Annotated in this window: 16 protein-coding genes; 9 read left to right on the forward strand and 7 right to left on the reverse strand. The window is 65.9% G+C overall.

Features of this window, described 5'->3' with window-relative positions; genetic code table 11:
* Positions 1-403 precede the first annotated feature (403 nt).
* Positions 404-622 (reverse strand): DUF3263 domain-containing protein, encoded by a 219-nt coding sequence (locus tag CIMIT_RS10220; RefSeq protein ID WP_038594712.1) that lies wholly within the window; start codon positions 620-622, stop codon positions 404-406.
* Between the two features lie 16 nt (positions 623-638).
* Here CIMIT_RS10220 and CIMIT_RS10225 point away from each other — a divergent pair, with 16 nt between their 5' ends.
* Genes CIMIT_RS10225 through cls form a run of 5 tightly spaced genes read left to right on the forward strand, consistent with a single transcriptional unit; the run spans position 639 to position 5,518 of the window.
* Positions 639-1,211, forward strand: a complete 573-nt coding sequence (locus CIMIT_RS10225; RefSeq protein WP_038592536.1) for a peptide deformylase — start codon at positions 639-641, stop codon at positions 1,209-1,211.
* 20 nt (positions 1,212-1,231) lie between these two features.
* Positions 1,232-2,233 (forward strand): hypothetical protein, encoded by a 1,002-nt coding sequence (locus CIMIT_RS10230; protein ID WP_038592539.1) that lies wholly within the window; start codon positions 1,232-1,234, stop codon positions 2,231-2,233.
* Entirely contained in the window at positions 2,233-3,213 is a 981-nt protein-coding gene (locus CIMIT_RS10235) for an N-acetylglutamate synthase, CG3035 family (RefSeq protein WP_038592542.1), read from the forward strand. Before CIMIT_RS10230 ends, CIMIT_RS10235 begins: the two co-directional genes overlap by 1 nt.
* 38 nt (positions 3,214-3,251) lie before the next feature.
* Positions 3,252-4,043 (forward strand): exodeoxyribonuclease III, encoded by a 792-nt coding sequence (locus CIMIT_RS10240; RefSeq protein WP_038592545.1) that lies wholly within the window; start codon positions 3,252-3,254, stop codon positions 4,041-4,043.
* Positions 4,040-5,518: a cardiolipin synthase gene (gene cls, locus CIMIT_RS10245; RefSeq protein WP_038592548.1), complete on the forward strand. Its 1,479-nt coding sequence runs from the start codon at positions 4,040-4,042 to the stop codon at positions 5,516-5,518. The genes CIMIT_RS10240 and cls overlap by 4 nt, the downstream gene beginning before the upstream one ends.
* Positions 5,519-5,521: 3 nt before the next feature.
* Here cls and CIMIT_RS10250 read toward each other — a convergent pair whose 3' ends face one another.
* Genes CIMIT_RS10250 through CIMIT_RS10260 form a run of 3 tightly spaced genes read right to left on the reverse strand, consistent with a single transcriptional unit; the run spans position 5,522 to position 7,623 of the window.
* Complete coding sequence (locus CIMIT_RS10250) at positions 5,522-6,250, reverse strand: ABC transporter permease (protein WP_038592551.1); 729 nt, start codon at positions 6,248-6,250, stop codon at positions 5,522-5,524.
* Positions 6,243-7,169 (reverse strand): ABC transporter ATP-binding protein, encoded by a 927-nt coding sequence (locus CIMIT_RS10255; protein ID WP_038592554.1) that lies wholly within the window; start codon positions 7,167-7,169, stop codon positions 6,243-6,245. The genes CIMIT_RS10250 and CIMIT_RS10255 overlap by 8 nt, the downstream gene beginning before the upstream one ends.
* The gene (locus CIMIT_RS10260) at positions 7,162-7,623 is read right to left on the reverse strand and encodes an NUDIX domain-containing protein (protein ID WP_038594714.1); all 462 of its coding nucleotides are present in this window, start codon (positions 7,621-7,623) and stop codon (positions 7,162-7,164) included. Before CIMIT_RS10260 ends, CIMIT_RS10255 begins: the two co-directional genes overlap by 8 nt.
* 36 nt (positions 7,624-7,659) lie before the next feature.
* Here CIMIT_RS10260 and CIMIT_RS10265 point away from each other — a divergent pair, with 36 nt between their 5' ends.
* From CIMIT_RS10265 to CIMIT_RS10280, 4 genes are all read left to right on the forward strand, one after another.
* Positions 7,660-9,135: a hypothetical protein gene (locus CIMIT_RS10265; RefSeq protein WP_051904951.1), complete on the forward strand. Its 1,476-nt coding sequence runs from the start codon at positions 7,660-7,662 to the stop codon at positions 9,133-9,135.
* Positions 9,135-10,121 (forward strand): glutamate ABC transporter substrate-binding protein, encoded by a 987-nt coding sequence (locus CIMIT_RS12640; RefSeq protein ID WP_038592557.1) that lies wholly within the window; start codon positions 9,135-9,137, stop codon positions 10,119-10,121. Before CIMIT_RS10265 ends, CIMIT_RS12640 begins: the two co-directional genes overlap by 1 nt.
* A complete protein-coding gene (locus CIMIT_RS10275) occupies positions 10,118-12,508 on the forward strand; it encodes a serine/threonine protein kinase (protein WP_038592560.1) in 2,391 nt (796 codons plus the stop codon). The genes CIMIT_RS12640 and CIMIT_RS10275 overlap by 4 nt, the downstream gene beginning before the upstream one ends.
* A 541-nt stretch (positions 12,509-13,049) precedes the next feature.
* Positions 13,050-13,697, forward strand: a complete 648-nt coding sequence (locus CIMIT_RS10280; protein ID WP_038592563.1) for an endonuclease domain-containing protein — start codon at positions 13,050-13,052, stop codon at positions 13,695-13,697.
* Here CIMIT_RS10280 and CIMIT_RS10285 read toward each other — a convergent pair.
* The 3 genes from CIMIT_RS10285 to CIMIT_RS10295 form a co-directional block, all read right to left on the reverse strand.
* Positions 13,694-14,020: a type II toxin-antitoxin system HicB family antitoxin gene (locus CIMIT_RS10285; RefSeq protein WP_038592566.1), complete on the reverse strand. Its 327-nt coding sequence runs from the start codon at positions 14,018-14,020 to the stop codon at positions 13,694-13,696. The two genes, CIMIT_RS10280 and CIMIT_RS10285, sit on opposite strands and share 4 nt — an antisense overlap.
* A gap of 332 nt (positions 14,021-14,352) precedes the next feature.
* Positions 14,353-16,812 (reverse strand): zinc metalloprotease, encoded by a 2,460-nt coding sequence (locus CIMIT_RS10290; protein WP_038592569.1) that lies wholly within the window; start codon positions 16,810-16,812, stop codon positions 14,353-14,355.
* Positions 16,813-16,863: 51 nt separating this feature from the next.
* Positions 16,864-19,809 carry a Rib/alpha-like domain-containing protein gene (locus CIMIT_RS10295; protein ID WP_038592572.1) on the reverse strand — a complete coding sequence of 982 codons (2,946 nt, stop codon included), beginning with the start codon at positions 19,807-19,809 and terminating at the stop codon, positions 16,864-16,866.
* Positions 19,810-19,980 lie beyond the last annotated feature (171 nt).

Consider the following 19,980-nt stretch of genomic DNA (forward strand, 5'->3'; position numbering starts at 1 on the left):
CATGCAGGTGTTAAACGTGGGTCTTGGGGAACCTGTTTGGATTCTCCCGTAAATAAGCATAAAGGTTCTTGGCCCCCTTTCAAATGCGGGCGAGCTATACCCCACCTCCTCCCCCTTTAAGGGGCGAATCAGTCCACCCGCAGCGCTCCGAACCTGCACCGTCTAAGCAAATTTTAAGCATCTTCAGGTCTCCCCCACCTCTTTCAATGAGCTACATCACTGCGGCACATAGGCTATTTATTCAGTTTTCTCACCTTACCCCCCCAGCACCCCGCCGCTGCTACGCAAAAGTAGTGGTTACTACCCCAAATGCGGCGCGGAAAGTTTTATGATACGCCCTCGCTAACTCCCCGCATGAGCAGTACAGCCAGGCAAAACTCGCAGGTGGTCCATTCGCCCCCACTCACCCCCGCTCGCGCAAAGCCCGCAGCCGTCGCACCAACTGCGGGGCGTACGCCAGCGCATCGGGCGACTCCAGTAACAGGTTCAGCCTTTGGTAGTACCGAGTCGGCGTAAGCCCGAGTTCCTGCCGGATCGACTCTTCCTTGGCCCCGAGGCTACGCGGGGCGCGGGCTTCGAAGTCGAGGAGTGTTCGGTCGGAGTCGGAAAGGGTCGAAGGCATGCTTAATATAGTAGGCATGACGATTCGACCCATCGTGATTTACGGCGACCCTGTCCTGCACAACCCGACCCGCGAGGTGACTCAGCCTGTGGAGGAGCTGCAGGAGCTGATCGCGGACATGCACGAGACGATGGATGCCGCCAACGGCGTCGGCCTTGCCGCCAACCAGGTGGGCGTTGACCTGCGCCTTTTCGTGTACCACTGCCCGGACGGGGACGAGGTGCGCCGCGGCACGGTGATCAACCCGGTGCTGGAGACCAGCGAGATCCCGAAGACGATGCCGCGCGATGACGGCGAGGACGACGAGGGTTGCCTGTCGGTTCCGGGCGAGGGTTTCCCCACCGGCCGTGCGGATTGGGCCAAGGTCACGGGCCTCGACGAGCACGGCAACGAAATCGAGATCGAGGGCACCGGCTTCTTCGCCCGTTGCCTGCAGCACGAGGTGGGCCACCTTGACGGTAAGGTGTATACCGATGTGTTGACTGGCCGCTACAAGCGCGAGGCAAAGCGCGCGATTAAGGCGAACGGTTGGACCGAGCCCGGCCGGACCTGGTTGCCGGGCACTGATGAGGATCCGTTCGGCCACTAGGCCAGTCGGGAAAGGGTTTTATGCGTACTTCTTCAGCTCTCGCCGCCGGCACGCTCATTGTGGCGTTGTCCGCGCCTTTCGCGTGGGCGCAGGAGCCAGTGGAGCAGTTGCTTATCGACGTCCACGAGCTCCACGACTCCTACACCGACACCCTCGAGACCCAGCTGGAGGACATCGAGGCCGCCGAGGAGGCCGAGGACGAGGAGGCGCTTGTCGCCGCGCAGGACGCGTACCGCGAAACGCTAAAAGAGTGGCGCACCGAGCTCATCGACGCCGCCGACGAGCTGGAAAGCTTACGCGAGGACGCGAAGGACAACGCCCCTGACGGCGAGCTGACTAAGCAGGAGAAGAAGGCGTTCACCAAGGCCGAGGACGCGATCCGCGAGGACCGCGCGACGGTCCGTGAGCTGCGCGAGGAGGTCCTCGGCGACGACGAGGCTGTCTACCTCCCGGGCGTCATCGGCGGACTCGGCGGCCTGTTGGGCACCACCGCCTCGGACGCGATCGAGCGTTCTGAGCAGGGCGACAAGCGCATCGTCTTCGGGCTGCCGGAAGAGGAAGAAGCAGAGGAAACCTCCGAGGAAACCACCACCGAGGTGACCACGCCGGAGGAGCCGCGGCCGTACTACCGCGCCGAGGTGATGCAGGAGACCTCCACCACCAGCGAAACGACGACCAGCTCGAGCACGGAGTCCAGCACCTCCAGCAGCACCGAAACCGCATCCGCGACCACCACGGCCACCAGCTCCTCAACCTCCGCCCCGGCGGAAACGACCACGGGCACAGGCACGTCTTCGGAAACCACCTCGGCGACTGCGATCCTGCAAAACCGCACGACCTCGGCGAGCTCGAGTTCTTCGACGGTGACGCGCACGACGTCGAGCACCACCTCCACCACCGAGACTTCGGAGGAGACGCGCGACGGCGACCTGGCCGAGACGGGTACGCCGATGCGCAACCTGATCGTGCTCGCTGCCCTGCTGACTCTCGCTGGCGCGTTCCTGGTCCGCCGCCCCGCCTAATGTCGCGTATTTTCCGCTCGGATGAGGTGGCCGTCGGCGACCGCGTCGTGGTGCGCCAGCGTCGCGGCGAGATGGCCAGCGACGTCATCGGGCACGTGCTCAGCCTGGATCCGCTGGTGATCCGCCCGCAAGAGGTCGGCGGTTTCCCCTCGTTTAAGGACGCGGTGGAGATCCGGGACCTTCACATCATCAAGAAGCTGTCGCCGCGCACCGTGCGCAATTCGGACATCCGCGCCATCGAGGCTGCCACAGCCCGCGCATTCCCGGGCCAGGAGCAGCAGCTTATATGCGGCTGGCTCGCCCGCACCGGTGCCGAGATCGCCGAGCGCTCCAACTCGGCCACCCCGGTCGGGCATTCCGCTTCCCTGCAGCCGGTGCCGCTCGACGAGCTGAAAAAGTTCTACGACGCCCACGATGTGCCGCTGCAGTTGCTCGTGCCCGAGCGCATCGGCAAGCCTGCGTTGCGCCTGATCGAGCGCCACCCGGAGGCCTGGGAGCTGGGCGAGGAGATCCTCGTGATGACGGCCGACTGCGCCGCGTCCGAGACAGCCGCAGACACCGGCGCGCAGCTGCGCGTGGATACCCACCCCAGCGACGAGTGGCTCGAGATGTACCACTTCCGGGGTGCACCACTGCCGGAGGACGCGGTGCTGGATCTGGCCGCCAATATCGAGGGCAAGCTTGCGTTTGCCCAGCTTGTCAGGGACGGCCGGACGGTCGCGGTGACCCGCGCGACGCTGACTGAGTCCGACGACGGGCGCACCTGGCTCGGCTACTCGGCGGTCGAGGTCGCCGAGGACTGCCGCCGCCAGGGCCTGGGCACGCAGCTGACCCGCCAGCTTTTGGCCTGGGGTGCCTCACAGGGTGCCGAGGCGGCGTATCTGCACTGCCGCCAGAGCAACGGAATCGCGCTGGATATGTACCACAAGCTGGGCTTTATCGAGCATCATCGTCATCGTTATGCCCGGTTGTTGGGTTAGGACAACGGGGCGTCGGCAAGCATAGCTACAGTAGTGGCATGCGAATCGCCACTTGGAACGTCAACTCGGTGCGCACCCGCGCAGAGCGCATCGTCGCTTTCCTCGACCGCCAGCAGGTCGACGTGCTGGCCATGCAGGAGACCAAGGCCGCCGACGCGAAATTCCCCTACGACGTATTCCACGACGCCGGCTACGAGGTTGCGCACGTGGGATACAACCAGTGGAACGGCGTGGCGATTGCTTCGCGGGTGGGCTTAAGCGACGTGCGCGACCACTTCGAGCGCCAACCCAGCTTTGCCAAGAAGGGCGAGCCGGTGCGCGAGGCACGCGCGGTCGGCGCGAACTGCGGCGGGGTCGAGGTGTGGAGCCTGTATGTGCCCAACGGCCGCGAGATCGGCGACCCGCACTACGACTACAAGCTGCAGTTCCTCTACTCGCTGCAGGACACGGTGCGCCCGGGCGAGTTGCAGGTGCTCACCGGCGATTTCAACATCGCCCCGCGCGATGAGAACGTGTGGGACATCGACTGGTTCGACGGCAAGACACACGTGACCGAACCCGAGCGCGCCGCCTTCCAGATGCTGTGCGAGACCGGCTTGAGACAGCTCGAGCACGAGGAGCTCTACTCCTTCTGGGACTACAAGTCGGCCCGCTTCCAGCGCAACGAGGGCATGCTCATCGACTTCCAGCTCGCCACCGCCCCGCTCGCCGCGCTCGCCACCCGCGTGTGGGTCGATGTGGACGAGCGCCGCGGCACCGGTGCCTCCGACCACGCGCCCGTGATCGCAGAGTATGACACTCGCGGGCTGGACTACGATCAGGTCCGATGAGCTTCTCGTTCGACGTTTCGTACTGGCAGTTGGTGGCCATGGCCATCGACTACGCCATCAAGTTCGTCATGATCGGTATCGTGCCGGAGAACCGCCGCCCGTCTTCGGCGAACGCGTGGCTGCTGCTCATTCTGCTGCTGCCGATCGTGGGCCTGCCGCTGTACCTGCTGATGGGCTCCACCCTGGTTTCGCGCAGGCGCCACCGCATCCAGCAGCAGGCCACGGACCTGCTCAACGACGTCTTCACCACCACGCCGGACTACCCGCAGGGCGCGCGGCTTTCCCCCGACGTCACCTCGATGCTGCGCCTGAACCGCGAGCTGACGGGGTTTCCCGCCCAGTACAGCCGGGTGCGCCGGACCTGGGCGGACTATGAATTGGTGATGCAGCGGCTCGCCTCGCTTATCGACGAGGCAACCTCCTACGTCGACGTCGAAATCTACGCCGTGGCGTGGGATGAAACCACCGCTCCCGTCTTCGAGGCGATGGAGCGGGCAGTTCAGCGCGGCGTCCACGTCCGTCTGCTTTTTGACCACATCGGGTCGATGAAGTACCCGGAGTTCCGCGAACTCAAGCGCAAGCTGACCAAGGCGGGCATCGATTGGCACCTCATGCTGCCGCTGAATCTGCTGCGTGGCCGCTTCCGCAGGCCGGACCTGCGCAACCACAGAAAGCTCGTGGTCATCGACGGCCGCGTCGGCTTTCTGGGCTCGCTGAACCTGATCGACCGCAGCTACCTCATGGCGAACCACCGCCGGGCGGGCCGGCAGTGGGTGGACATCTTCATCGAGCTGGAGGGCCCCATCGTCGCCTCCATGGAGTCGCTGTTCGCCGTGGACTGGTACACGGAGTCCGGTGAGCTTATCGAGCTGAAAGCACCCGCGCCCCTGCCCGCACCACACCGCGAGGACGTCAACCTCATGCAGCTTCTGCCCTCCGGGCCCGGGTACCAGACGGAGCCGAACCTGCGCAGCTTTAACTCACTCATCCACCACGCCCGCGGGCACCTGATCCTGTGCTCGCCGTACTTCGTGCCGGAGGAATCCCTCCTCGAGGCGGTGACCACGGCTTGCTACCGCGGCATCCGGGTCGATCTCCTGGTGGGAGAAAAGGCAGATCAGTTCATGGTCAACCACGCCCAGTCCTCCTACTACCAGCAGCTTTTAGAGGCCGGCGTACACATCTGGGAGTTTCCTGCCCCCTACATCCTGCACACCAAGTTCGCCCTGGCGGACCCGCAGACGCAGGAGGCGGTAGGCGTTGTTGGTTCGTCGAACATGGATATCCGCTCGTTCTCCCTCAACTACGAGTCCAGCCTGTTTGTCACTGCCGGCTCGCTCATCCGGGATCTAGAAAAGCTCGCGGAAAACTACCTTGCAGTCTCCCGCGAGCTCACACCAGAGCGGTGGAACCGGCGGCCCTGGTATCGCCGGTATGTGGACAACGTGATGAAGCTGACGTCTGCGCTGCAATAACGCTTACACGTCGCGCTTGTGCAGCACCAACACGCCGATGCCCCACAGCGCGACGGCCCACACGCAGAAGATGCCAAACGACGCCCACAGCTCGTGCGCGCCCGGCTGGTTGAGCATGAAGCTCATCAGGTTACCGAAGGGCATGTATTCGCTGACCTTCGCACCGATTTTGGGCAGGATGCGGACAACGTTTTCCACCACCAGCAACAGGCCGAGCCCGATGACCACGGTGCCGGCGGTGTTGCGCACCAGCCAGCCCACGCCCTGGGTCAGCACGACGATCAAGGCCTGGCCCAGCGGCACGGCCCACAGCGAGCGCTGCGTAAAGCTATTCGTGGCCCAGTTGGCCGGCACGTTGGCGGTGAGGTCACCTGCGATGAGTGCGAGCACCATGCTCACCAGCCCGATGACAAAGGCAAGTACTGCGCCCAGCAGCACCTTGGCTGCCGCTAGCTGCCAGCGCTTCGGCACGATGCGGAAGTTGGTACTGGCCATCCCGAATCGGTACTCGGTGGTGACCATCATGGAAGCCTGCACCATCGTGATGATGGAAAGGGTCAGGGCGACGATCGAGACCGTCATCAGCGGCGCATACGGCATCGCGCCGAAGGTGGAGGACCACCCGACCAGGATGCCGTAGAGCAGCGAAAGCACAAGCGCCACGATCGTTAAGACCCAGAACGACTTCGTGGTGCGCAGTTTGGTCCATTCGGCGTTGATCTGGTTAAGCACGGCGTTCCTCCGGTGCGGTGTATTCAGCGTGGCCCTCGGTCGAGTGCATGTACGCATCCTCGAGCGAGGCGTGACGTTCGGTGAGCTCGGCAAGCTGGATTCCGGCCTCGAAGGCGATGCGCCCGACCTCATCACTTGACGTGTTGGGGACCTCCAGCAGCGCGCGCTGCGCCCCATCGACGCCGCGGCGCACCTCACCCAGCGATGTGGCCAGGCGCTCGAGCGCGGCCTCGTCCGCGGTGCGCACCAGGGTGGTCACCGCGGAGTTGGAAGAGATGAACTCGGCCACCGAGGTGTCGGCGACGAGCTTGCCGCGGCCGATCACCACGAGGTTGTCGGCGGTCTGCGCCATCTCGGCGAGGATGTGCGAGGACACAAACACAGTGCGCCCCTCCGCAGCCAAGCCGCGCAGCAGGCCGCGGACCCAGCGGATGCCCTCCGGGTCAAGCCCGTTGACCGGCTCGTCCAGGATCAGGTACTCCGGGTCGCCGAGCAGCGCGGCGGCAATGCCGAGGCGCTGGCCCATACCCAAAGAAAAGCCGCCGACTCGCTTGTCGGCCACATCAGTCAAGCCAACCAGGCCGAGTACTTCGTCGACGCGGTTGGCAGGCAGCCCAGCGGCCTGCGCCTGCCACAGCAGGCTGTTGCGCGCCGTGCGGTTGGGGTGCACGCCCTTGGCGTCGAGAAGCGCGCCGACGCGATGGGTGGGTTGTGGCAGGTCGCGGTAGGCGGCACCGTCGATAAGCGCGGTGCCCTGGGTGGGGGTGTCCAGGCCCAGCAACATACGCATGGTGGTGGACTTGCCCGACCCGTTGGGGCCCAGGAAGCCGGTGACCACGCCCGGTTTCACGCTGAACGTGAGGTCATCGACCGCCCGGACCGGACCGTAGTGTTTGGTCAGTCCTTGAACTTCAATCATGCGGACAAGTATGCCCGATGAGCCCCTCCAGCGCGGCAGCGAACCCCGGGTGCAAGTGCAGTTCACACACATCGTCCAGCGGAACCCAACGAAGCTCTTCGCTCTCCTCGTTCGCCTCCACGGGCAGCGGGGCCCCATCGATCGTGCGGGCCAGCACGGTGGTGTAGCTCCAGCCGGGCACGCGCATAGTCACGACCTCCTCGCACGGGGTGACGTGTGCCGGGTCGATGCCGCACTCCTCCACCGTCTCGCGCAGGGCGGCCTCGGTGGCGGTTTCGTGCGAATCGCGGGCACCGCCGGGGATTCCCCACGTATCCCCCTGGGCCGTCCACGCGGCGCGGTGCTGCAACAGAATCTTGTCCTCTGCCTGCAGGAAGAGGCCTGCGGCACCGAACTTTCCCCAGTATTTTTTGCCGTTGGGGCTTATGACCCATCCGTTTCCGTCGCCAAGCATGCCACCCACTGTAGCGAGACACGTTATTCTTGGGGAATGTCCCAGAACGTGCAGCGAGGCCCCGCGCCGACGCCCGACGACGCGTGGTTGGACGAGTTAGAGCGCACCCCAACCCGCCGCACGTTCCGTATGGTCATGCGCGACTACGTCACCGGGCCCGCCCGCCTGGCCCGGCGCGGCGCAAGTTTCGTTGCTACCACGCCCGGCAAGCTCGTCGCCATGATGCTGGTGCTCACGCTCGCCCTGCTCGCCGCGGGTATGGCGATGAGTTCCTCGATGGCAAAGCGGCAGGACTCGCTGGACACGCTGGTCACCGCGACCGAGCCGATGAGTAACTCGGCCCACCTGCTATTTACCTCGCTGTCGCAGGCGGACACCGTGGCGACCACCGGTTTTGTGCAGCCCGGCATGCTGACCAAGGAGGAGCGGATCCTGTACCTGGCCTCGCTGGACCAGGCCGTGACCGCGTCGAACGACGTCTACCGCGGCTCCGTCGAAGCCGCCAACGCGCAGGACAGCGAAGAGATCTTAAACCTGGTCTCTTCCATCCAGCGCCACATCCCTGTCTACTCGGCGCTGATGGAGCGCGCCCTGGTCAACCAGCGCATGGGCAACCCCGTCGGCGTGGCGTACATGTCGGAGGCCTCCGGCATCATGAGGGAGCAGATGCTTGACGACGCCGACCGCCTCTACACCCTGACCCAACGCCAAGTCGCCCGCGAGATGGCCCGCCTGTCCGCGCCCCAATTCGTGCCGCTGTCCGGGCTGTTCGCCGCCCTGATCTTCCTCATCGCCGCCCAATGGTGGCTCTGGCGCACCTTCCGCCGCCGCCTGAACAAGGGCTTCCTCGTTGCGACGGCATCTATGCTGGTCGCAGTGCTGTGGGTGAGCGTGTCCAACCTGCAGCTGTGGCAGTCCGGCTTCGTTGGCTTCACGCGCGCCGCCGAACCCTGGGAGCAGCTCACCGCCGCCCGCATCGACGCGCAGGAGGCCCGCACCGACGAGACCTTCGCCCTGCTGCGGCGCCAGTCTGTCGCGCAGTCCTCGCGCTCCTTCGACTCCACGCACGAGAAGATCGTCGACGCCCTGCAGGCGACAAACGTGGTGCTCGCGCAACACACGGGGCGCAACAACAGCGAGACCACCCGCGAGACCGAACGGCTGATCACCTCCGCGCACGTCGCACTGGCTAAGTGGCAGGACAACCACACCGCACTGCTGTCCGCGATTGATAACGGCCAATACCAGGAGGCCGTCGTGCTGCTGACCGGGCAGGAGCCGGGAGACGAAGGTGATGAGACACGCGCCGGTGAGGTCGGCGCGACCGCCTACCGGCAGCTGGACGCGGACCTGCAGGAACTCATCGCCATCTCGCGCGTGTCCACCCGCGAGTACATCACGGCCTCGCTCGACGCGACCCGACTGGTCTCGGGCGCGGTGGCGCTGTTGTCGCTGCTGGCGGTGCTGTGCATTTGGATTGGTATCCGACACCGGATTGCGGAGTATCTGTGATGAAAAACGTAGCTATGGCCTTGGGATGCGCGCTGCTGCTCGCGGGCTGCGCGGGTTGTGCGCCTACCGCCCCTCCCCCGCCACCAGAGGACCCTCCTTTGACCTACGAGGGCCTACCGCTGCCGCCCGGCGCGATCGTCGACCCGGCCGGCGTGCCGCCCGCTGGCGAGTTCTCCAGCGCCGACTTCGACTGGCCTGGCTCGCTCGCCCCCTTGGAGGAAGAGGACGGGATCGGCGGGGCGCTGCACAAGATCCGCGAGCGTGGCCGCCTGCTCGTGGGCATCGACCAGTCGCAGTACCTGTTGTCCTACCGCGACACCGCCGTGGGCGAGCTGCGCGGCTTCGAGGTGGATCTTGCCCACGAGATCGCCAAAGACATCCTCGGCGACCCCGAAAAGGTGGACTTCCGCTTCGTGGAGTCCGCCTCCCGCGCCGAGATGCTGCAGTCGGGCGCGGTGGACGTGGTCATCCGCACCATGTCCATTACCCAGGAGCGCGCCCAAAAGGTCGCGTTTTCCACCCCCTACATGAGCTCGTACGTGCGTGTGCTCACCCCGCGCGACCGCGGCATCGACACGATCGAACAGCTGGCGGGCAAGCGCGTGTGCATCGTCGACGGCACCAACCTGCTCAACCTGACGCGCACAGTCGCGCCCGAATCCGAGGTACTGCGCACCCGCTCCTGGTCCGACTGCCTCATGGCCACCCAGCAGTTCCAGGCCGATGCCGTGCTTGCCGACGACGCCATCCTCGCCGGCATGACCGCCCAAGACCCCCACGCCGAAATCCTGCCCGACTCGCTCGCCCGCCAGCTCTACGCAGTGGGCATCCCCAAAGGCCACGACGACCTGGTCCGCGCCGTCAACTCCACCATCGAGCGCATCCGCAACGACGGCACGTGGACCCGCATGCACCAGCAGTGGCTCGGCGACTCGCTCGCCGAACCAACCCCGCCGCCTGTGATGTACCGCGAGGAGGAGCAGTGACAGAACCCACCAAGCACCCGGACGCCGAACCCGCCACCGAGGCCGTCGCCTTCGACCCGTTCGCGGACGACGAGCCCGGCACCGAAGCGGTCCCCTTCGACCCCTTTGCGGACGAAGATTCAGACGGTACAGACTTCTCCGAGCTCGGCGAGATGGCGGGCTTGCTCAAAGACCTCGACGACCTGCGCCGCGGCTCCGTCAAGGAAGACACCTCCTCGCGCTCCCGCAGGCGGGCCCTGGATACCTTCCGCGAGCTGCGCGGCACCCGGCGCGAAAACCGGATGGTCGCCGACGGCATGGTGGAACTGCCCTGGGTGGAGCCCACCCAGCCCCGCACCGCGCTGAAAGATCCCCGCCCCGCGGAGGTGGAGAAAGGCATCCCGGCGCCCACGCTGCACCCGGGAGACATCGTCGCCGGCCAGTACGAGATCCTCGGCGTGATCGCCCACGGCGGGCTCGGCTGGATCTACCTCGCGGAAGACCACAACGTCTCCGAGCGCGTCGTCGTGCTCAAAGGCCTGCACTCGCAGGAAAACCCGGACGAGGCCGCGGCCGCCGCCGCGGAGCGCGAATTCCTGGCGGACATTACGCACCCCGGCATCGTGAAGATTTTCAACTTCATCGACGACCCCCGTGTACCCAGCGGATTCATTGTGATGGAGTACGTGGGCGGACCGTCGCTAAGAGCCCAGCGCAACGCCCAGCCAGACCACAAGCTGCCGCCGGACGTGGCGATCGGCTACATCCTGGAAATCCTGCCCGCGCTCGACTACCTGCACTCACGCGGCGTGGTCTACAACGACCTCAAGCCCGACAACATCATTGTCACCGAAGACCAGGTCAAACTCATCGACCTGGGCGCGGTCTCCGGCATCGGCGCCTTCGGCTACATCTACGGCACCCGCGGCTTCCAAGCGCCCGAGGTGGGCACCGAAGGCCCCACGATCCACTCGGATATCTACACCATCGGCCGCACGCTCGCCGCGCTTGTGATCGACCTGCCGCAAAAGGACGGCGTGTACGAGCACGGCATCCCTACCCCCACCCAGGAGCCGCTGTTCCGCCGCTACATCTCGCTCTACCGCGTCATCGCGCGCTGCTGCGACCCCGTAGCGTCCGAGCGCTACAACTCAGTGCAGGAACTACAGGCGCAGCTGCTCGGCGTGCTGCGCGAGATCCTCGCAATCCGCGACGGCCGCACCTTCCCCGCCCAGCAGTCCCAATTCTCCCCGCAGCGCACGACCTTCGGCACGAAACACCTGGTCTTCCGCACCGATCAGCTTATCGACGGCATCACGCGCACCGTCGAAATCACCCCGCAGGAAGTCGTCTCAGCGCTGCCCACCCCGCTGATCAACCGCGACGACGTCGGCGCCGGCATGCTCCAAGGCTCCTCCTACTCCGAACCGCAGGAAACGCTGGAGACGCTGCGCCAAGCCATGCAGTCCGACCAATACCAACAGTCGCTGGAAATCCCCTTCGGCGTGGTGCGCTCCATGCTCGACCTCGGACTCACCGAGCAAGCGCAAACCTGGCTCGCCAGCATGCACCAACGCCTCGACGGCAACTGGCGCTTCTACTGGTACTTCGGCGTGGTCAACACCCTGCTCGGCGACTTCCACGAAGCCCAACGCGACTTCGCCCGCGTCCTAAGCTTCCTCCCCGGCGAGTCCGCCCCCAAGCTCGCCATCGCCGCCGTCGATGAGCTGCTCCTCCAGCAAGCCGGCCTTCACGAGGAGGAGCTGCTTGACGACGCCCTTTCACGCGCCTCCGCCGGACTCCGCACCAAACTCGACGACATCGACAACGCGGTTTTCGAAGACCTCCACGACCGCGGCCTCATGACCGAAGACTGGGGCCTGGTCACCAACGACCCGGCCATGCTGCGCTTCCACTCCATGCGCCTGTACTCCCTGGTCTGGGTGACCAACCCCACCACCGTCTCCTCCGCCTTCGGACTCGCGCGCCAACTGATGAACGAAGGCGAAGTCGAACTCGCCATCGCCGCCTTAGACAAAGTCCCCAACTCCTCGCGCCACTACCGGATGGCCCAGCTCACTTCCATTCTCTGCCTCGTCTCCGGTGACCTCACCGAATCCCGCATCCGGCGCGCCGCCCGCCGCCTCGACCAGATCCCCAACACCGAGCCCCGCTTCCTCCAGATCAAGGTGTTCGTCCTGCGCGCCGCCCTGACCTACCTGCGCGCCAACGGCATGCAGCGCGCCGACTCCACCATGCCGCTGTTCGAATACACCTTCAGCCTCCGCGGACTCCGCCGCGGCCTCGCCATCACGCTGCGGGAACAGGCGCGCGTCGCCCCCTATGCGCAGCACCGCTTCGCGCTCGTTGACATGGCGAACAAGGTGCGGCCCGCGACGTGGTTCTGAGGGGGTTGGGAGTTGTTGCGGTTTTCGGAGTTTGGCGGGGGTGCGGCCCATCCGACTGCTAATTGTCGAGAGCCGCTTGTCGAGAAGTCCACGAAAAACCGGGTTCCTCGACTTCCTGGTCTCGACAATTAGCTGGAACTACCGGCCCCGCCAAGCTCCACGCCCGAACTAGTACTACACTGGCTGCAAGCCGCGATCGGGGGATCGCACACAAGAATCGGGGGATCATATGGATAGAAATGCGCTTGTCGCGCACCTTGTTCGGCCGGGCCTGGCCGACAGAGTTCCGTGCCGGAGGTTATCTGCAAACAAGTTCATTGCAACTTCCACATGGGAGCAGTTGAAACCCTACGAGCAGGAGTTCCTGCGCGCGTACGCGGTGGGAGCAGCATCACGAACAGCGGTACTCGTAGGCCGGTCTGCTGCACATATGCACGGCATTTGGACGCTGCCGGAGAAAGACGTGCCAGTGACACTGTCGTATCCGGGAAAGGCCCCGTCTAGCAAGGGAAGCTGGCGGGAAGGCGTCGAGTTCCGTCGGATGAACGTCCCTGCCACTGACTCCTACACGTTCACCTCAAGCGCAGGCGACACCATCCGCACGACGACGTCGGCGCGCACGGCCGTCGACGTCGCGCGCCTGCACGGGGTCCGTCACGGCGTCGTCGCGATGGATTCGCTGTTCTACCAGGCGAAGCCCTACGAGCACGAACGCATCCGCGCCGAGCTCGAAGACGCAGTCACCAGGCTCACGGGCAAGCGCGGCATCGCCCACGCCCGCAAGGCGCTGACCTGGTGTTCGACGAAATCCCAATCGCCGTACGAGTCGCTGTTGCGCGTGGTGCTGCGCCAGCGCGGCATCGCAGTGGAGGAGCAGATGTGGATCGGCCGGTACGCGCGCCCGGATCTGCTGTGGGGCCAGCTGGTCATCGAGGTCGACGGAGACGCGAAGTTCGCCGGCAACGGGCAGGCGGCCGCGCTCGAGCAGTTGGCGCGCGAGAACTGGATCCGCATGCAGCACTACGACGTCATCCGCGTCACGCCGCGCGAGCTGTTGCGCAATGAGGAGCGTGTGGTGCGCGAGATCCTCGATCTGAAGGAGCACTCTTCGCTTCTCGACGCCCCACTCACCCCCGCCACGCACTCCCGCCCGATTTCCGGCGAGGACTGGCGCCGCCAAGCGGGTTAGAGTGCCGCGAGTTTTTGATTGATCAGCGCGTTAAGCGAAATCCCCTCCGTTTTCGCCGCGATGGCCAAGCGGCGGTGCAGCGACGGTGAAGTGCGTACGTTGAACTTACCCGAGTACTCGCGGACCCCAAGGGGCTCCGGGATAGGTTCGCCTGCAGACTGCATATCCGCAACCACTTCCGCAACCAGGTCTATAAGTCCCGCTTCGGCCTTGCGGCGGTCCGGGTCCAGCCAAGACAGCGAGGGGAACTCCGCGACGGTCGCCACATACTCCTGATCAGTTTCTGACCAGCTCACCTGGAATGTGTATTTGTCGATGTCCATGTCAGTTACTCCTCTCTTTCTTTTTGAGTAGATGCTTCACGGTCTAAACGGTCGATGGCCTGTAGGACCTGGCTCACCTGGTATGGCTTTGCCTGCCCTTTTGCGTTTTGAATGTTGACTCGTGGATCACCAGGCCATGGTGTTTTGTACGTCTTGTGTGAGGTTTTCTTCGAGTGCCGACTTTCAAAGTAATGGTCGCACACCTTTTCCAGGTCAGAGTAACGAATGTTTTTCGTTGATCTCCTCATTCTTGCAACGATGTCTTCGATTCCAGACCCCATACAGGCATGGTACCGCATATGGTACCAAGGCGCGCAGCGCCGCCAGGCGGTCTAGAACAGCCCCATCTGGGCGGCGACGCCCGCGCCGAGGCCTAGCACCGTGAGCAGGCCCAGGATGACGCCGATGGCGATCCCGGCTGTACTCGAGCCCGGCGCAGCAGGCACAGCAGGCGTGGGCGTGGCCGAGGACGTAGGCGCAGCCGTAGGTTTCGCGGGGCCGAGGTCGGTCACGCCCGGTGCGCGGGTGGGCGTGGTCAGGGTGTCGTTGGGGCGGGTCGGCACCGGCGTGGTGGTGGGGCGGCCGTGGCCGGGGTCGGGCGAGCCGAAGACGTCTTGGGCGTGGGCGAGGAGGGGTGAATTGGTGCGCGTGAGCTCGTCGATAAGCGACTGCATCTGCGCCTTGGTGTAGGTGAGCACCGAGAATTCTTGGGTCTCGTCGGCGACGAGGCGGCCGTCCTGGTTGTAGACGCGGAACTGGATGGGCATGGTGGCTTGGGTGTAGCCGTCGGTGTTGGTGATGGGGATGGAGAGGGGCAGTTTGGAGGTGTCGGAGAGCGCGGAGGCGACTTCGACCACCTCGGACCAGGTGCCGCCCGGGTAGGTGGCCTCGACTCGGTAGCGGTGGGGGCGCAGGCCCAGGTTGGACAGCTCGACTTTGACGGTGGAGTCGGTGCGGTTGGCCACGATGACGTTGGGGTCGGTGGGGTCTTTGAGGACTCGGAAGCCGGCCTTGCCGTTGTTGAACTGGGCGGCGTTTTTCTCCAGGTCGCGGACGGTGACCTCGCTCTGGTTGGTGTGTTCCGGGTCGGCGGGGTGTTCCGGGGCCGGATCGGTGCCGGTGGAACCGCCCGCGGTGCTGGTGCCCGCGCGTCCCTCGGCGGAGCCGACGCGGCCGTTGACCAGTTCGACGTTGCGCCAGTCGGGGGCGATGTCGTAGTCGCCGTTAAAGCAGGTGATGTCGGTGTCGGTGCAGGCGCGCGGCAGCGGGACCCCGGGGCTCGGGCGCGAGGGCGAATCCGAGTAGTCGAAGTAGGCGAACTGGTAGAGGTAGTTCATCACGGACTGGTAGTTCGGCACGTAGTCCGAGTCGGGGCGCTCCACGTTATACGCGCCCGAGTGCGTCAGCCCCAGGTTGTGGCCGTACTCGTGCAGGATACTGTTGCGTACCTGCTCCTGCGAGGTCATCAGGTCGTTCTTGGACACGAAGAAGGCCCCGTCGCGCACCAGTCCGGTGCCCGAGGAGTAGTTGCCTGGCGACTGCTGCCCGCCAATGATGCCGACGCGGAAGACGTCGGCGCGCGGGCCCAGGAGGCGGTCGCGTTCCTGCAGCAGCTTGATGCCGGGCTGCACGCTCGGGGTGTCACCGCCGCCGAAGAAGTACTGCGCGTACTCCTCGGTGGGCCCGCCGTGGTGGGTGGTGTAGCCGGGGATGTTGGTGTAGTGCTCGCCGGCGTCGATGTGCAGGCGGATGCCCTGCTTCTCAAAGACCTTGACCAGCTGGTTCAGGCTCGCGCGGGAGGGCTCGTAGGTGTTCGTGTTCGCGCGCGAGCAGGCGGTAAACGCCGCGAAGTCTTCCGGGGTAGGCGCGTAGTGGGAGCGGTCGGCGCAACCGAGGGTTTCCCACTCGGGTTTCATCCAGTTCAGCTGCAAGAACAGGTCCGGTGTCTCTGGGTCTGAGCCCCACACGTTGAGGGGGAATTCGCTGCCGCCTTTGGTGGTGAAGCCTTCGAGTTCCCAGCGGTCGGGGAATCCGTCGCCGTCGGCGTCGTTAAGCGCTGCGGCCGCCGCGCCGCGCAACTTCAGGTGCGCGTGAAGACTCTCCCCCGGCGCGACTGTCTGCGCGTATTCGCCGGCCTGGTAGCGGGCGTCCTTCGGGCCCGCTTCCCATGTGCCGCGCGCCGCGTCCTGCACCGCGGCCTCCCTGTCCGCGCCCGCGCCCAGCCGGGCCGCGCCGCCGAAGTCGGCTGTGAGCGTGTAGGCGTCACCGATTGCCACGTCGAGCACGTCACCGTCGCGCGTGGCGGTGGCCTGCCGAGCCCGGTCGAGGGTGCCGTGCGCGAGCGTGACCGACAGCTCACGGGCCGTCTCCCCCAGGTTGCGCAGCTGCACGTCCACGTCCACCGCGTCGGGCGTGACGCGGAAGGTGCGCACCATCTCGACCTGCGCGTGCTCGTCGACATGCGTGAGCGTGACCGTGTCCACCCCATCCGCGGACGTCGGTTCGACCCGCGTTTCGTCGGCCGCGTATGTCACCGGGATCCCGTCGGCGGCGGCGTCGATGTAGAGCGCGTTTTGGAGCATGCTTATCGACGGGTTCGTGTGCCCAAAATACAGCCAAGACACCCGCCCCTTGCTCGCGTCCACGGTGCGGAACCCGCCCTCCGCGCCAGTGGTGACCTCCACGGAGTAGTCGCGCGGCGTAACCTCCGCCTCCGCCACGCCGGGGCCGCTAAGGCAGGCCGCGCCGAGCGTGGTGGCCGCAACGAGTGCCGTCAACGTGCGTGCGCGCATGCTCATCCCCTTTCGGCGTGCCGTGCGAAACGATTGAGTATCTACCACAGGTTAGCGCAGTGGAAAGGCGAGGAAGGTCCGGAAGAACTCCCGGTTCTGGTACAGGCCGAAACCGATGCCGCCTGTCGCGGCGAGCACGCCAAGGACAAACGCGAGGATCCGGGCGGTGATGGTCGCATCCGTCACCTGCGCCGCAGCGCCAGCGGAGCCGCCCTTGCTTGCCGACGGCAACACCGTGACCGTCGCATTCGTCACCGCCTCGGTGGAGTCAGCGAAGGTCACGCGCACCTTCACGTTGCGCACGCCGGGCTCGGCACCGTCAGTGGCCTCGACGGTCAGCGCGCCGGTGGCCTCGTCAATCCGCATGCGCAGCCCCGGCACGGCCTCGACCAGGGAAAACGCGGTGGCCTTGAATTCGGGCGTGATCGTGGCGGACTGACTCGGGCGCACCTGCGCGGCACCGAAGTCGGTGGGCACGGCCCCCGACATCGCCGCGACGACGGTCGCCTGGGTGGACAGTAGGCGCCAGGATCCGTCGCTAAACGTGGCCTTCACCTGCACGTTCGAGCTGTCGCCCGGCTTGGCTCCGGCTGGCGCGGACACGGTCAGCTCACCGGTGGACTCGTCGACGCTCGCGGGCCAAGCCAGCCCCGCGAACGTGGAGGCAAGCGCGAACCTGGTGCCCTCCGGCACGCCCTGCGCCTGCGCGGTTACCGCCACCTCACCCGTGGGGAGCACGAACGGCTCCCAGGTGATTTCCGCATGACGGGCAAGCGAATCAGTGGTGAGCACTGCGTCCAGCGAGGTCTCGGACCCGTCCGGGAACTCGGCGCGCACCCCGACCGTGTAGGAGGTATCAGGGGCGGCGTCCTCGGGCAGGCGCGCGGTGATCTCGCCGGTGGACTCGTTGACGTCCAGCGACATCGGCACGGAACCGGAAGCTGTGAACGCCACGCCCTCAGGCACTGTGCCGCTGGGCTTGATCGTGATGTTGCCCTGGGCGTCCGCGTAGGCGGCGTCGTAGTGCAGGTCGGTTTCCTGCGCCATCGACGCCTGCTCCCGCACGCCGATGACCAGCGGCGTTTCCGCCTCCGAGCCGTCCGCGTAGGTGGCGATCACCGTGACCTCCAGCGGCGCGAGGTCCTCCGGCGCGGTAGCTTCAACCTCGCCGCTTTCGCGATCCACGCGCACCTCCCAGCCCCGCAGCGCCGCGTCCTGTGCCAGGCTGAAGTCCGTGTCCGCAGGCACGTCCGCGTTGGTCTGCCGCACGGTGACGGTCTCTCCTGCGCTCGCTTGTTTCTGTGCGTACGCCGGCGCATACAGCTGCGCGGCGCGCGCCTTGAGCACCTCAAAGTGGGCGACGGTACGCTCGCTCGACCCGTCCGGGTACAGCACGTCCACGTCCACCAACTTCGGCTTACCCACCGGCGCGTCCAGCGGCGCGGCGTAGGTGACCGCGCCGTTTTCGTCCACGCTCACGTCCTCGCCCTGGACCTCGAAGCGCGTGCCCTCGGGCAACGGCTGGTTGTTGAAGGCGGAGTTGTTCACCGTGAAAGTGGCACGCGGCGGCGCTGACGTGGCCTTTCCACCCGCGCGGACGTAGGCGACCGTGTAGGTGGGAGTGAAGCGCTGCGCGTCTTCGGCTGCTTCGACCACGCGGATGCGGATCACGTCGTGCTCGCCGTTCGAGGTCGCCACCGGCACCTCGTACAGCCCGGGGGCAGTATCTATCGACGGCTGCACGTACACCTGGCCGCCACGAAACACCGTCACCCAGTCGGGCACACCATCGGTGGCATAAACGGTCACCCCCAGCTCCGCGCGCGTCGGATCGAAGGCGTCCTCCGCACCGGCAGCGACTTCCAGTTCATCCCAGCCGAACTGGTCCAGCTCTTCCGGGTCCTCGGGATCAACAGGCTCGACCGGTTTCTCCGGCTCAGGCTCCGGTTCCTCCCCTTCAACCACCAGGTCGAAGTTGTCCACGTAGCGCTCGCCGTCTTCTGTAATCACATCGACGCTGACGTGCGAGGTGCCAGACTCCGCGGGCGTGCCTTCGATCACGCGCTCCTCGCCGTTGAAGTCCAGGCCTTCCGGCAGCCCGTCGACCTCCACCGAGGCCGCGTTGTCCAGCTCCAGCGGGATCCGCACATCTTCCCCCGGGGAAAGCGGCGCGTCCGGTTTCTCGGCCAGCTCCGCCTCCTGAGTCTCCAGGCCAGCCGGGTCACGGAAGGTGATGGTGAAGCGGCTCTCCAGAGGGCCAGCCCCGTTGACCAGGGGGTTGCCGTCCCGATCCACCACGCGCAGCGTGACCGGATACTGGCCTGTCCCCTGTGGGCGGCCGTTGACGTAGTAGTACACGCTGCGCTTCACGCCGGGTGCCTGCACGGTGGTCCAGAGCCCGTCCGGCAGGCCGTCGATTTCCAGCTTCGCGCCGGAGGGCACGTTCACGGCACGCAGGTAGAGCGGCAGGATGAGCCTGCCGGACCAGTAGGTTTTGTCCCCCGGCGCGATCAGGTACGGCTCGTCGGCGAGCTGGACGTGCGCGGAGTATTCACCGACCGAGCCGTCGGCAAAGTCCACGTGCACCGGCACGTCGAACTCGTCGACCATCTCCGCGGTGAAGGGGTGCGGCGGGGTCACCTCCAGGCTGCCGTCCTCGCTCAGTGTGACATCCCACCCCTCCGGGGCAGCGAATTCTTCGCTCAACGACCACGTCTGCGGGGTACCGACCACACCAAGCGCACCGAGAATTCCCGATCCGCGCACCTCCGGCTCCGCGGAGGCAGCACCGCCGAAGGAGGGGCGCAGCGTGTCCCAGGTGATATTCGTGCGCTCGGCGTCCGAGCGTGAAAAACGCGAGGGCGCGGCCTCGGCCGCAGGCAGCGTGTGCGGGGCCGCGATCGGCTCCACGCCGACAACAACGAGCGAGGCTCCGAGGGCGCATGCCGCGAGCGTGACCCCCCGGCGTACGGTGGTGCGCCTTAATGTGTTGCCCATGCGTGGCCCTCCTTCGTTCGCGCGTGCGTTTGCAGCCCGCGGGGTGGGGTACGGGCACACCTCGGAAATTCATGCGGTTACTAGGTTTTGCCCATATATTCCTTACTCTACCGCCAGGTACCCAAAACGCAATGTCGGCCCGGACGAGTGCGTGACAGATCACATCCGGGC

The organism is Corynebacterium imitans, assembly GCF_000739455.1.
GTDB classification, from domain to species: Bacteria; Actinomycetota; Actinomycetes; order Mycobacteriales; family Mycobacteriaceae; genus Corynebacterium; species Corynebacterium imitans.

Coding starts and splice junctions, on each gene's coding strand:
- CIMIT_RS10220 (WP_038594712.1), bottom strand. CDS start 622: ATGCCTTCGACCCTTTCCGACTCCGACCGAACACTCCTCGACTTCGAA.
- CIMIT_RS10225 (WP_038592536.1), top strand. CDS start 639: ATGACGATTCGACCCATCGTGATTTACGGCGACCCTGTCCTGCACAAC.
- CIMIT_RS10230 (WP_038592539.1), top strand. CDS start 1,232: ATGCGTACTTCTTCAGCTCTCGCCGCCGGCACGCTCATTGTGGCGTTG.
- CIMIT_RS10235 (WP_038592542.1), top strand. CDS start 2,233: ATGTCGCGTATTTTCCGCTCGGATGAGGTGGCCGTCGGCGACCGCGTC.
- CIMIT_RS10240 (WP_038592545.1), top strand. CDS start 3,252: ATGCGAATCGCCACTTGGAACGTCAACTCGGTGCGCACCCGCGCAGAG.
- cls (WP_038592548.1), top strand. CDS start 4,040: ATGAGCTTCTCGTTCGACGTTTCGTACTGGCAGTTGGTGGCCATGGCC.
- CIMIT_RS10255 (WP_038592554.1), bottom strand. CDS start 7,169: ATGATTGAAGTTCAAGGACTGACCAAACACTACGGTCCGGTCCGGGCG.
- CIMIT_RS10260 (WP_038594714.1), bottom strand. CDS start 7,623: ATGCTTGGCGACGGAAACGGATGGGTCATAAGCCCCAACGGCAAAAAA.
- CIMIT_RS10265 (WP_051904951.1), top strand. CDS start 7,660: ATGTCCCAGAACGTGCAGCGAGGCCCCGCGCCGACGCCCGACGACGCG.
- CIMIT_RS12640 (WP_038592557.1), top strand. CDS start 9,135: ATGAAAAACGTAGCTATGGCCTTGGGATGCGCGCTGCTGCTCGCGGGC.
- CIMIT_RS10280 (WP_038592563.1), top strand. CDS start 13,050: ATGAACGTCCCTGCCACTGACTCCTACACGTTCACCTCAAGCGCAGGC.
- CIMIT_RS10285 (WP_038592566.1), bottom strand. CDS start 14,020: ATGGACATCGACAAATACACATTCCAGGTGAGCTGGTCAGAAACTGAT.
- CIMIT_RS10290 (WP_038592569.1), bottom strand. CDS start 16,812: ATGCGCGCACGCACGTTGACGGCACTCGTTGCGGCCACCACGCTCGGC.
- CIMIT_RS10295 (WP_038592572.1), bottom strand. CDS start 19,809: ATGGGCAACACATTAAGGCGCACCACCGTACGCCGGGGGGTCACGCTC.